Origin of the sequence: Pseudomonas sp. JS425 (assembly GCF_018223845.1) — a bacterium.
In the GTDB taxonomy this organism is placed as follows: Bacteria; Pseudomonadota; Gammaproteobacteria; order Pseudomonadales; family Pseudomonadaceae; genus Aquipseudomonas; species Aquipseudomonas asiatica.
The window spans coordinates 282,723-295,423 of sequence record NZ_CP073661.1; the positions used below are offsets into that span (position 1 = coordinate 282,723).

General features: G+C 63.4%; 7 protein-coding genes. 2 read left to right on the forward strand and 5 right to left on the reverse strand.

Features of this window, described 5'->3' with window-relative positions:
* Positions 1–55: 55 nt before the first annotated feature.
* Entirely contained in the window at positions 56–4,816 is a 4,761-nt protein-coding gene (locus tag KDB76_RS01260) for a DUF6543 domain-containing protein (protein WP_158491223.1), read from the reverse strand.
* Between the two features lie 244 nt (positions 4,817–5,060).
* Here KDB76_RS01260 and KDB76_RS01265 point away from each other — a divergent pair, with 244 nt between their 5' ends.
* Entirely contained in the window at positions 5,061–6,293 is a 1,233-nt protein-coding gene (locus KDB76_RS01265) for a response regulator (RefSeq protein ID WP_024087988.1), read from the forward strand.
* Between the two features lie 214 nt (positions 6,294–6,507).
* On the opposite strand, the gene KDB76_RS01270 is transcribed toward KDB76_RS01265, so the two are convergent.
* Both KDB76_RS01270 and desA read right to left on the reverse strand, forming a co-directional pair.
* Entirely contained in the window at positions 6,508–7,536 is a 1,029-nt protein-coding gene (locus KDB76_RS01270) for a sensor domain-containing diguanylate cyclase (protein ID WP_013970426.1), read from the reverse strand.
* Positions 7,537–7,637: 101 nt separating this feature from the next.
* Complete coding sequence (gene desA, locus KDB76_RS01275; RefSeq protein WP_024087990.1) at positions 7,638–8,822, reverse strand: delta-9 fatty acid desaturase DesA; 1,185 nt, start codon at positions 8,820–8,822, stop codon at positions 7,638–7,640.
* A 146-nt stretch (positions 8,823–8,968) separates the two neighbouring features.
* Between desA and dibA the strand changes: the two genes are divergently transcribed.
* Positions 8,969–10,864: a phosphodiesterase DibA gene (dibA, locus tag KDB76_RS01280; RefSeq protein WP_024087991.1), complete on the forward strand. Its 1,896-nt coding sequence runs from the start codon at positions 8,969–8,971 to the stop codon at positions 10,862–10,864.
* A gap of 93 nt (positions 10,865–10,957) precedes the next feature.
* Here dibA and KDB76_RS01285 read toward each other — a convergent pair whose 3' ends face one another.
* Both KDB76_RS01285 and KDB76_RS01290 read right to left on the reverse strand, forming a co-directional pair.
* Positions 10,958–11,602 carry a methionine ABC transporter permease gene (locus KDB76_RS01285; RefSeq protein WP_008096606.1) on the reverse strand — a complete coding sequence of 215 codons (645 nt, stop codon included), beginning with the start codon at positions 11,600–11,602 and terminating at the stop codon, positions 10,958–10,960.
* Positions 11,592–12,701 carry a methionine ABC transporter ATP-binding protein gene (locus KDB76_RS01290; RefSeq protein ID WP_013970429.1) on the reverse strand — a complete coding sequence of 370 codons (1,110 nt, stop codon included), beginning with the start codon at positions 12,699–12,701 and terminating at the stop codon, positions 11,592–11,594. The genes KDB76_RS01285 and KDB76_RS01290 overlap by 11 nt, the downstream gene beginning before the upstream one ends.

Genomic DNA, 12,701 nt, shown 5'->3' on the forward strand with positions numbered 1-12,701 from the left:
CCCCAGTAAGAAAACCGCCCGGGCAATGCCCGGGCGGTTTTTTTTCGCCTGGTGTTCAGGTGTCGGAGGATGCCCAGACTGCGCTTGGGAAGAAGCGCTCGACCAAGTCGTCGTTTTTCAGCATCGCGGCATACTCGTCGCGCTTGAAGGGGTTGCCTGTGCGCAGGTCGAATACGGGGTGTTCCACAGGAACCTCGTCTGGGACTTCCTTGAGCTTCACATTGACGAAACGGAAATCGTCACCAACCACTTCGCCGATGTCATCGATCTGGAAGCGGCATCCCGGTGGGAACAGTGTTTCCGCTTCTGTGCTGGACCATGACAGCGGCGCAATGGGGGCGCCGCTGTGGTACTGACCGGCAGGCAGCTCAAAGACCACCGATGTATTGTCGAAACTGCCCGTTATGTTGTCCGCCGATGCGAGCTTATCGGTGGCGAAATCGCGTACGACGTAAGGGTTTTCCGTAAAGGAAGCCAGGTCCGAGTTGACCAGCACATCGCCCTTCTTGAGCTTGCCTTTGCGAAAATGTTCGCCTGAGGTGCTCCTTGAGCCGTGTCCACCCCGATACAGGGGAACCTTGTTGTCCTTGGGCAGGGCTTCCAGCGAGTCGACAAGCTTGTCGACGAAAGTGTCCGAGTCGCAAAACGGGAACTCATGCACGCCGCGGCGCAGGTAGCTGTTGACCTGTGCGTTTTCGTCAGTGTATTGGCCGATCAGGAAGTTCTTGTAGTCGTCGCCATCGTTATAGGTATAGGTGATGCCCTCCTCGGTTTCTAGATGCTCGAACTGATGCTCGTCCATCAGCGGTTCCTCGCCTTCGTTCAGGCGAGCGATATCGGCATCGTCCAGCAGAGCGCGGTGGCGGTCCTCGGCCTGGTTCGCGAGCCGCTCTCTTTGCGTCTTGTCCGGTTTCATGCAGGTATCCCAGAAGCTCGAACGGTCGCTGCGCAGGGGTACAGCAGTGTCGCCACCTGCCGCGGCGGGCGTTTCGGTTTCGGGCGTGGTCGGGGGTTTGGGCGTGGTGACCTGGCCGTTGTCGCCAGGGTTTCCGCCACGCAGCCCCCCGGCGTCGGCACGCTTCCAGGTGCCGTCGGCCTGGCGCACCACTGGCTGGCGTCCGAAGAAGGCGAAGGGGTTGTCCGGGTCGATGATCGCCCATTGGCTGGTGTGGGGGTCGAACTGTACCTGGAACACCCGGTCGTCGATCTTCACATACGGGCGGTCATTGACCAGGGTGATGCCTTGCGCGTGTGCATTTCCGGCCGGGGTACCACTTTCCAGCGAGATGTTGACGGCGTACCTCTCGGGCGCTGCTGTAGCCGATGCACTGCCGATGCTTTCCACCGGCGTCCAGTCGCCAAGCTTGTCCTGCAGGGCATAATGTCCGGTATCGATCAGTTCACCGCTTTCGCTGCGCCGGGCTACCCGCGCCAATCCTTTTGGGGAAGGGGTGCCGACCAGCAGGGGTTGGCCGTTGAGCTCCACGGTCTTGAGTTCGCGCTCGGTGAGCCCGCGCAATGCCTTTTTCGTCTCTGCCCAGCGTCGCGGTTGGCTGGGGAGTCGCTCGGCATTGCGCAGCAGACCGCCGAAGCCTTTCAGGCCATGCGTCAGGTCGCCATAGGCACCGGTGGCATTGAGCAGGGAGGACAACAGATACAGGCTTGCGCTGCCGGCATCCCGGTTGATGAAAGTGCTCAGCGCTGCCACGTAATCGCGCAGGGCAAGGACGGCCCCCACCGCGAACGCAGCAGGAGGCAGGGGCAGCGTCACGACCTGGACAACCGTTTCCAGCGTGTTCCAGACAATGCTTGCGATCATGTCGGCCCGGCCCTTGCTGACATCGCGCACATCGACGATACGTTGTTGCAGCGGCTCGTTGTAGCACAAGGTGCGTAGGTCGTCCGCCGGCGCTTCAGGCAAGGTCGGTACCAGGCTCGGGCCGCCCTCGCTAAGGTCCCTGAACAGGAAACTCAGCAGTTGCCCGGCTTGCCTGCGGCTGCGGTCCTTGTAGTAGTCGATCATGCCAGGGGTCTTGAGCGACTGTACAAAGTTGCCGAAAGGCCGGAAGGCGATACCATCGGCCGCCGCGGGGGTGTAGAGCAGCGTCTGCGCGTCTTGCCCTCCAGGCGGTTTGAGCAAGTAGCAGCCGTGGATGACTTCTTCACGATAGGGCGGCGTCTTGCCCATGATCCGATACAGTTCGTTGAACAACTTGCCGACTATCGGCTCGTCGGCCAGGAACTCATTGTCGATACGCACCACCAATCGGTAGAACGCATGACGTTCCCGATCCGCGCTAGTGGTGCGGTGCATGCTGTGGATGCTCGCCAGCACCCAGGCGTACTGGTCCGCATCCAGGTGCCCTTGCAACAGGCTGCGCAGCGCCGCCTGCTGCATCTGCAGCTGTACGATCAGCACGCTGTGCCGACGGCGCCAAGCGTAGCCAGTATGTAACGGCGACAGCAGGGTTTGCTCGATCAGGCTGACGTAGCGATCGGATACCCACAGGCCGCGAATCGAACCTGTGACCGATTGCGGCGTCAACGCCGAGAGGTCGACTCCGGCAGGGCCTTCGAAGGTTGCCGTAGTGTCGGCGGTGGGGTTGAGCAGGCCGAGGCTGTCGTCATAGCCGTTGCGTACCAATTGGGTATAGGTCAGGGTTTCCCTGGGTGACTTGATGACCACGGTGTCAGGGTCGACGTTGACAGCGCCATCCCCGAGCAACTGTTCGAGCCTTTCCTTGGCCTGGGCATGGACATACGCCTCGAAATTGGGCAGCTGGGTGTGTTCAGCCTCGGCATACTGCGAAACGGCAGCCAGGATTTGGTCCTCCAGCCGTGTCAGTTGGCCGCGCTGGGAGGCACTGGCCGTTGCCAGCCAGGTGGGCGTATGCGTGGCGGTGTTGGTCTCGGCTACGTCGATGCGGTTGCGTGTCAGCGCCTTGATCCCTTCCTGGCCGGTGAAACGCACCAGCGTCATGAACTGTTCGTAGGGCTTTGTCAGGCTCGGGACCTGCTGGCGCTGCCGGTGGAAGTCGAGGTACCAGCTGTCCCAATTTTGCGTTTCGGTGCTGGCAGGCTGCTGATGTTCGTTCGGGGATGGTTTGTCGGCGATATTCTTTATCAAGGTTGCGAATGTGGAGCGCTGCTGGGTAGCTACGTTCGTCAGCAGGTAGTCTTGTGTCTTCTTATGGGCGAACCAGCCCACTACTTCGATGAGCAACTGCCGTTCGTTGTCGAAACCCATTACAGGTTTTTTGGGGTGATGCGGGCAGCAGAGCAGCAGGCGCTGCAGGGCACCGTCGGCGCTTTCCTGGCGAACCAGCAGGGCATCGCTCAGTAGGTACTGGTCTGCCAATAGCAGGTTGGCGCTGGACAACCTGTCGTATCCTGTTCCGCTTCCGGCAACGAAGGTCGCAAGGGTCTGTTGGTCTTCGGGCTTGATCTGGCCCTGCAGGCGCGCGCACCAGGCTTGGGCAGCGATCTGCCGCAACAGGGTGGCGTTCATCTGCGCTCGGGCATTCTCATGCTTGTGCGCGGCTTTCTGGGCAGAGGCAAACTTGCCGTGCAGCGCCAGCGTTTCTACTAGCTTGGCGATATAGGCGGGGGTGAGCGTGGCATACGAGTCTGGCAGGGGCTTGCCCTGCCGTTCGAGGCGCGTGCCGATCATGAAGCTCGACATCGGCTGCGCGTCGCCGTCGTGTAGACCTTGCAGCGCAAGCTTCACAAGACTGCGCCGGGTTTCGTAGGGGGCCAGGGTTTCAGGTAACGTACGCTGGGTCACCAACACGATCTGCTGCGGGTCGACCGCCAGGCCCAGGTCATTGGCGATTTTGCTGCGCAGGTGCTTCACCGCGAAGCTTTCGCTGCTGTCGCACCCATCCAGCACACTGAGCAAGGCAGCGCGGCTGTGGTCATACTCCATAAGTGCATTCAGGCACTGATCGGCCTGGTCCGCAGGCGCGTACCGCAACCAGTGGGGCGCCTTGGGCGACGGCGTGAGGGCTTCGTTCAGGATGGCTTCCAGGCTGCTGCCTGGGCCGAGTAGCAGAGGCAGGCGAAGGGCATCTTCGATCCGCCCCGAGCGGGACTCGTCGGTAACTGGCGAGGGCTGCAAAGCGAGCTTGATATCGCTCAGTTGCAGGGCGCGCAGTTGATGGTGCAGTTCGGCGAATGCGTTGCGGTGAATGGGTTCGATCACCCAGTGGCGTTGTTCGTAGGTTTGCACTGCCGAGGCCTGCGTCATCGCGAGGCGCTGTGCACCGGTCAGGGTATCGGTGATGCTGGCCCGTGCCACTGACTTGTTCACCAGCGTGGTCAGTGCCGCAAGAGCCAACGCAGGGGTGGCGAACGCGGCCCATTGCCGGCCCGCCAGCCACAGCAGGGTCGGGCCGCTGTCCAGGCTGAACATCAGGCAGCCATGCAGCGTGGCGGTGTGGTTTGCTGCGATCTTCAAGCCCAAGGTGTTGATTTTCAAGTCGTGCTGAACGAGCGAGGCGGGCAGGCAGGCCGCGTACATCGAGTGGATCGTGCCGGCAGTGACCTGGACCTCGAGCAATTGGCGCAGAGTGGCTTCGATATCCTTTATATGGCACTGGCGGCGAACCAGATCGGTCTTTTCGACCGACTCCCAATAGGCGTGCGTGGCATTCCTGATCGTAAGCAGGGCGCTTGTCGCTTCACTCGCCGTGAGTGCCCGGTCCAGGTTGGCCAGCCCCATGCTGTCCAGCGAGGGGTGCTGCGCAAGGCGTTGGTCGATGCTAGCTCTCAGGGTCGAGAGCGCTTGTCGAGTTGCAGATGAAAGGGTACGCGTCATGGGGCTCCTCTGGCCGTGTCTGCGATACGGCTTTGTCATGTGGAGCACCACTGAAACGGATCATGTTGTGAGCCAGTTGGTAGTTAATGCTCATAGCGGCGCGGTGGCGAACATGAACAAACTGTGAACTGCCCGCCATTGCGGGATTTTTGTGCCAATTCGCTGCAGGGGGCGCTATCGTTAACCGACGGATATGTTTGGAAGCTGCGATGGATCGTGTGCCAGGATCATTCAGGAGTCGCCCATGAGCGCCGCAGACCCCCACCCACCCCGCGTTCTGATCGTCGAAGGCGATCCTTGGGTGCGTGACATGCTCCGTGACATGCTGCTCAGCGTGCGCTGCGATGCCCGGCTGGAGGTCTGTGCCGACGGCACCCAGGCCATGACCGCGCTGTCGAGCAAGCCCGACCTGATCATCGCCGCTCGTGAGCTGTCCGGTGTCGATGGCCTCGATCTGCTACGCAAGGTGCGCGCCAAGCGAGACAACCCCGGCCTGCCGTTCATCCTCATGAGCGAGCGCAGTGATAGCTCCAGTGTGCGAGAAGCGTTGCCCCTGCACCCCACGGCCTACCTGAGCAAGCCGCTGAACCTCGACAACCTGCGCAAGCGCCTGGAAGAGCTGCTGCTGGCCGTTGGCGAACAAGTCGCCTGCCCGGTGCCGTCCTTGCAGCCTGGTGTCAGCTTGCCTGCTTTTCTTGAACAGCGCCGCGCCATCGCCGACGGCGGGCCGCTGTTTGCCGACGTGCAGGTCGCGATCAAACGCGCACTCAACCCCCAGGGCCTGAACCTCAAGGTGCTAGAAGAGGAAGTGGGTAGCGACCCACAGATCACCGCGGTGCTGATTGCCGCTGCCAACAGTGCGGCCATGCACCGCGACGCGCCTGTGCAAACATTGCTACAGGCCTTGAACAAGCTTGGCAGCACCCAGAGCATGAACCTGATCCTGGGCATGACCCTCAAGCGCAGCGCGCGGCTCAGCGACCCGCTGCTGACGCAGCATGCGGCCTATTACTGGGGCCTTTCGCTGCACACTGCCGAATATGGCCGGACCTTGGCGCGCATGTTCGAGCTGGACGAGGGGCGCTGCTATTGCGCGGGGTTGCTGCATTGCCTGGGCGACCTGGCGGTGTTGCGCTGCCTGCAGGAATGGCGGCAGGCCGGGGGTGAGCTGGACGAGGACAAGGTACAGCTGTCGCTCAACGAGTTCGGTGCAGCGTTTGGCTCGGCGTTGCGTACCCGTTGGCGGTTGCCGCTGGCATTGCGCGAGTTGGTCGCGGCCATCTACCAGCTGGGCGGCGGCGTGTATTCACGGGAGATCCTGGCCATGAACCTGGCTGGGCAGCTGTCGCGGCTGCCGCCCGAGCAGGGGCTGGAGAGGCTGGCCAGTGGCAAGACCGCGCGGTTGCTCAAAGTCGGTCTGCCGGAGCTGAGACGGCTGCGCAAGGTGGAGAGCGCCGAAACCAAGCCGACAGCCTAAGTCGTTGAACTCGGCGCAAACCCTGTGGGAGCGGGCTTGTCCCGCGCAGTTTATGGCACCGGCTTTGCCGGTGTTCGCGGCTAAAGCCGCTCCCACAGGGATAGCGTTAGGCTGAAACCTGTGCAGTACCTGTGGGAGCCGGCTTGCCGGCGATGAGGCCGGCCCAGGCAATGCAAGACAGTTGCTCCCACAGGGTGGCGGCGGTCTTGAAGTGTCACCCGCGGACGATCTGGTTCTTGCCCTGCCGCTTGGCCCGGTACATCGCCGCATCGGCCCGGGCATACAGGCTGTCCAGTGCCACATCCTCGTCAGTCAGCCCGGTCAGCCCCTGGCTCACCGTCACCCCGTATGTCTGCTGCCCATGGCTGAAGCTCAAGTGCTGAATCTGCCGCTGCAGGCGCTCGGCAATCTGCTCCGCCATCTGCGCATTGCAGCCCGGGAACACCGCTGCAAACTCCTCGCCGCCAATGCGCCCGAACAGGTCGCCGCGGCGTAGCACGGCCTTGCCGCTGTCGGCGATGCGTTGCAGCACCTGGTCACCTTCCTGGTGGCCGTAGCTGTCGTTGACGTGCTTGAAATCGTCGATGTCCAGCAGCAGGAAGGCCAGCGGCGTGCCGTTTTCGCGGGCGCTGTCGAAGGCTTGCTGGGCGCACTCGAAGAAGTGCCGACGGTTGCTGCTCTGGGTCAGCACGTCGGTAGTGGCCAGGCGCTGCAATTCACCTTCGAGCTGCTTCTTCTCGGTGATGTCCTCGGCGATGCCTACGATGATCACCCGCTCATCATCGCGTTGTTGGTTGATGTAGCACTTGTCGCTCAGCCAGCGCAGCTGGCCGTCGGCCGTGAGGATGCGGTACTCGCGGTCTTCCACCGAGCCCTTGAGCAGCACCTGGGCCAGGCTGCGCTCGGCGAACTCCAGGTCGTCGGGGTAGATGCTGTCGCGCCATTCGTTGTAGTCGGCCATCACCAGGCTGGCCGGGCGGCCGAAAATGCGCTCGTAGGCGGGGCTTACGTACAGCACCTGGCGGGTTTCCCAGTCGAAGGCCCAGAGCACTGCATTGACGCTGTCGAGCAACGAGCTGAACAGCTGCTCGCGCTCGCTCAGGCGGGCAACTTCGCCCTGGGCGTGGAGCAGCGCAAGCAGGGTCTGGGCGGCCTCGGGAGGGGGTGTGCCGGGCAGTGTCGTTGGAATGTTCTTGGCCATGTGCACGGAGCAGGTCTCGACAGGAAAGCGTGCGGCCAGCATCCGGCCCGCCACGCGGGGCGATGTGCCGGATTTGAGTGGCAACCAGGGGGTGAAGTTCCGGGCGGCACGCCCCGCCAAGGGGGCGTGCCGATCAACGGCGGTCAGGCGCCGGTCGGGCGCAGGGAGTAGGTCTTGAGCTGTGCCGCGAAGTCGCGCAGAGCGTGAATGCCGCTGCTTTCGGCCTCGTGTACCCAGTCCTTCATGGCGGCCAGCATGTCGTGGCCGTTGGCGCTGGTGCGCGCCCAGATCTGCTGCAGGGCCAGGCGTTTTTCGTAGATGGTCTTCAGCGCCTGGCTGTGGGCGAGCATCGACTCGATGCGCACATGGTGACGGTCTTCCAGCAGGCTGGTCTCGCGCGACAACAGGCGCTTGGCGCGGCGGAAGTGGTGGCGCAGCGAAGCATCGACGCGGGCCAGCTCCTGCTTGACCAGCGGGCCGATTACCAGCTTGCGGTACTGGGCCATGATCTGGAAGCGGTTGTTGAGGATGGCCATGGCGGTGTCCATGTCCAGGCTGGCCTTGCCTGCCACCCGGTGGGCGATGGGCGCCACGCGCTGTACCTTGGCCAGGCGCAGCAGGCAGAACAGGCGGATCCACGCCCAACCCATGTCGAACTCCCAGCGCTTGACCGACAGCTTGGCCGAGTTGGGGTAGGTGTGGTGGTTGTTGTGCAGCTCTTCGCCACCGATGACGATGCCCCACGGCACCAGGTTGGTCGCGGCGTCGCGGCACTCGAAGTTGCGGTAGCCGAGAGCGTGGCCCAGGCCGTTGACCACGCCGGCGGCCCAGAACGGAATCCACATCATCTGCACTGCCCAGATGGTGATGCCGATGGTGCCGAACAGCAGCAGGTCGATTACCGCCATCAGCGCGATGCCGCCCAGCTTGTAGCGCGAGTAGAGGTTGCGCTCGATCCAGTCGTCCGGGCAGTTCTTGCCGTAGATGCGCAGGGTTTCGGGGTTGCGCGCCTCTTCCCGGTAAAGCTCGGCACCCTTGCGCAGCACCGTGCCCAGGCCCTTGTACAGCGGGCTGTGGGGGTCGTCGGGGGTTTCGCATTTGGCGTGGTGCTTGCGGTGGACGGCGGTCCATTCGCGGGTGTTCTGCGCCGTGGTCAGCCACAGCCAGAAACGGAAGAAGTGCTTGAGCGCGCCATTGAGCTCCAGGGCCCGGTGCGCGGAGTAGCGGTGCAGGTAGACCGTGACGCTGACGATGGTCACGTGGGTCATCAGCAGGGTAGTGCCGACCAGTTGCCAGGCCGACAAGTCGAGCAGGCCGTTGTACCACATAGGTGTAAATACCCTCGGAATGCGGGAGGAGGGGCTGATTATCCCTTGGGCAGGAAATAAATACAGTCACCCGTTCAGATAGGAAGTCACGACATGTTTCAGCCTTTATAATGCCCCATCATTTTTCATGGGCAATTGCACCCGACATGTCTGTTTCCGTTCGCGACGCCTTGCGCATGGCTGCGCTGTATGTGGTGCTCTCGATCCTCTGGCTGACGCTGGCCGAGGTGGTGTTGCACGGCATGACCGACGACCCCCTGGCACTGACCGTGGGCCGGCAGATCAACGTGGTGGTCTGGGTGCTGCTGAGCGCCGTGCTGATCTATGTGTCGCGGGTGCGGCTGCTCGACTTCATCGGTGTTGGCGCGCGTATGCGTGGTGAAGACCGTGAACGCCTGCGCATGGCTGCGGCAGTGTTCGACAGCACCCTCGAAGGCGTGCTGGTGACCGACCGCCATGGCCTGATCGTGCACGTCAACCGTGCCTTCATGCGTATCACCGGCTACCAGCAGGACGAGGTCATCGGCCAGCGCCCGAACAAGTTCAAGTCGGGCCGCCATGGCCTGGCGTTCTACCAGCAGATCTTCGCCACGCTGGCGGAAAAGGGCGAGTGGAGCGGCGAAATATGGAACCGGCGCAAGAGCGGTGAAATCTACCCGCAATGGCAGACCATTTGCGCCATCCGCGACGATCAAGGCGAGCTCAGCCATTACGTGGCGGTGTTCAGCGACATCAGCGCGATCAAGCATTCTGAACAGGAACTGGCCTACCTGGCCCACCATGACCCGCTGACAGGCTTGCCCAACCGCCTGCTGTTCAACGACCGGGTCGAGCAGGCGCTGGCCGCAGCCCAGGCCAACAAGCGTGGTTGTGCCCTGCTGTTGCTGGACCTGGACCATTTCCAGAGCATCAACGACGGCCTTGGCCACACCATTGGCGACCAGTTGCTGAAGCTGGTGGGCGAGCGCCTGGCAGAGGTGCTGCGCAGCGGCGTGACCTTGGCGCGCCTGGGGGGCGACGAATTTGGCGTGCTGGCGGAAAACTGCCATGAGGTTGGCCAGGCGGGCAAGCTGGCGCAGGGCATCATCGAGCGCATGCGCGAGCCGTTCCAGTTCGACGGTCACCGCCTGTTCATCAGCGTCAGCGTGGGCATCAGCCTGTTCCCCAGCGATGCCTTGAGTGCCGAGCAGTTGCTGCGCAATGCCGACTCGGCGTTGTACAAGGCCAAGAGCAATGGGCGGGCCTGCTATGCGCTGTACACCGAAGAACTGACCGCTCACGCCCAACACCGGGTCGAGACCGCCGGCGAGCTGCGCCGAGCCTTGGAGCAGGACGAGCTGCGGGTGTTCTACCAGCCGGTGCACGACCTGGCGACCGGCGGCCAGGTCGGCGTCGAAGCCTTGGTGCGTTGGCAGCACCCTCAGCGCGGCCTGGTGCCACCGGGCGAGTTCATCCCGATTGCCGAGCGTACCGGGCTGATTGCCGAGATCGACGCCTGGGTACTGCGCCAGGCGTGTCGGCAGATGGTGCGATGGCAGGGTGAAGGGCGGCAGTTGGCATTCGTGGCGGTGAACATTTCCAGCCGCCTGTTTGGCCAGCACGAGCTGTACCAGCAGGTGGCCGAGGTGCTGGACGACACCGGCCTGGCCCCGGCCTTGCTGGAGCTGGAGGTGACCGAGAGCGCGGTGATGGAGGACCCGGAGGTGGCGCTGGAGCAGTTGCATCGCCTGCGCGAGCTGGGGGTGACCTTGGCTATTGACGACTTTGGCACCGGTTATTCTTCGCTGCTGCGGCTCAAGCGCTTGCCGGTGCAGAAGCTGAAGATCGACCAAGGCTTCGTTGCCGGGTTGCCGCTGGATGAGGACGACATCGCGATCGTTCGGGTGATCATCGCCCTGGCCCGCAGCATGGGCATGCAAGTGCATGCAGAGGGCATCGAGCAGGCCGAGCAGGCCAGCTTCCTGCTGCATGAGCAGTGTCAGCTTGGGCAGGGGTACTGGTTCGGGCGGCCGGTGCCTGCCGGGCATCTTCGCTGGGGTTGAAGGCCCCTTCGCGGGCATGCCCGCTCCCACAGGGATATCGTTGTATTCAAGCCCTGTGCAGTACTTGTGGGAGCGGGCGTGCCCGCGAAGAATTCAGCGCTTGTTCAAGCCTTTCGCCAACCGGTCGCCACCCAGCTGGATCAACGCCACCAACGCCACCAGCATGGCAATCACGGTCAGCATGATCTGGCTGTCGAAGCGCTGGTAGCCATAGCGGTAGGCGATATCCCCCAAGCCCCCGGCACCGATCGCTCCGGCCATGGCCGAGGAGTTGATCAGGGTCACCAGGGTAATGGTGAAGCCCCCGACAATTCCCGGCAGCGCCTCGGGCAGCAGCACGTGCCAGACGATGTGCCAGCGCCGGCAGCCCATGGCCTGTGCAGCCTCCACCAGGCCGTGGTCGACTTCGCGCAGGCTGACCTCGGCAATCCGCGCGAAGAACGGCGTGGCGGCAATGGTCAGTGGCACCACTGCCGCCCACACGCCATACGTGGTACCCACTACCAAGCGGGTGAAGGGGATCAGCGCGACCATCAGGATCAGGAACGGGATCGAGCGGAACAGGTTGACGAATGCACCCAGCACCCGGTTCAGCAGCGGCGCCTCGAAGATCCCACCCTTGTCGCTGGTGACCAGCAGCACCGCCATCGGTACGCCTACCAGCAGGGCGATCAGCGACGACACGCCGACCATCAGCAGGGTATCGAGCAAACCTTCCAGCAGGCGATCAAACCACATGGCCCAGTACCTCCACGTCCTCGGCCCAGCGGCGGGCGCGCTCCAGCAATTGATGGGTGTCGTGCGTTGAGTGCTGCACCGACAGGATCAGCTGCCCCAGGGCATGCTCGCCAATGGTTTCCACACCGCCCTGCAGCAGGCGCACGCGGCCGCCAAGTTCGTTGAACAGGGCAGACAGTTCGGGTTCGCCGAGCAGGGTCAGCCTCAGCACCACGGCACTGTCGCGGCTTGCCGGGCTGGCCCGCAGGCTGGCTTGCAGCGCGGCTGGCAACCTGGCTTGCAACGGTGCCAGCAGAGTACGGGTGACTTCGTGGCGTGGTGAGCCAAACACCCGCCAGACCTCACCCTGCTCGACCACTTCTCCACGTTCAAGCACCACCACCCGGTGGCAGATATCGCGGATTACCGCCATCTCGTGGGTGATCAGCACGATGGTCAGGCCCAGGCGCTGGTTGATGTCGCGCAGCAGTTCGAGAATGGAAGCAGTGGTCTCCGGGTCCAGCGCCGAGGTGGCCTCGTCGCACAGCAGGATCTCGGGGTCATGCACCAACGCCCTGGCAATGCCCACGCGCTGCTTCTGCCCGCCGGACAGCTGCGCCGGGTACACGTGGTGCTTTTCCCGCAGGCCCACCAGCTCCAGCAGTTCGCGTACCTTGCACTGGCGCTCCGCCTTGGCCACGCCGGCCACCTTGAGGGGCAGCTCGACGTTCTGCCACACGGTCTTGGCCGACATCAGGTTGAAATGCTGGAAGATCATGCCGATACGCCGGCGCAGGGCTACCAGGTGCTCCTCGTCGAAGGGCGCGATGTCCACCTGGTCGATCAGCACCCGCCCCTGGCTGGGTTGCTCCAGGCGGTTGATGGTACGCAGCAGCGATGACTTGCCGGCGCCGCTGCGGCCGATGATGCCGAAGATCTCGCCATGGCGGATGTTCAGGTCGATGCCTTGCAAGGCCGGTTGCGCCTGGCCCGGGTAGGTCTTGCCCAGGCCGATGAAGCGCACATGGGCTTCATTGACCTCCGGGCGCAAGGCCTGCTCCCTGGCCGTTGGCGGCAGTGGTTGTGCGGTGGGCGCCCGCAGCGCGCTGGCCTGGCTCAT

What these genes read in the sequence shown, in the direction of transcription:
- dibA (WP_024087991.1), top strand. Translation starts at nt 8,969, where the DNA reads ATGTCTGTTTCCGTTCGCGACGCCTTGCGCATGGCTGCGCTGTATGTG.
- KDB76_RS01290 (WP_013970429.1), bottom strand. Translation starts at nt 12,701, where the DNA reads ATGAGCCAGGCCAGCGCGCTGCGGGCGCCCACCGCACAACCACTGCCG.
- desA (WP_024087990.1), bottom strand. Translation starts at nt 8,822, where the DNA reads ATGTGGTACAACGGCCTGCTCGACTTGTCGGCCTGGCAACTGGTCGGC.
- KDB76_RS01265 (WP_024087988.1), top strand. Translation starts at nt 5,061, where the DNA reads ATGAGCGCCGCAGACCCCCACCCACCCCGCGTTCTGATCGTCGAAGGC.
- KDB76_RS01260 (WP_158491223.1), bottom strand. Translation starts at nt 4,816, where the DNA reads ATGACGCGTACCCTTTCATCTGCAACTCGACAAGCGCTCTCGACCCTG.
- KDB76_RS01270 (WP_013970426.1), bottom strand. Translation starts at nt 7,536, where the DNA reads ATGCTGGCCGCACGCTTTCCTGTCGAGACCTGCTCCGTGCACATGGCC.
- KDB76_RS01285 (WP_008096606.1), bottom strand. Translation starts at nt 11,602, where the DNA reads ATGTGGTTTGATCGCCTGCTGGAAGGTTTGCTCGATACCCTGCTGATG.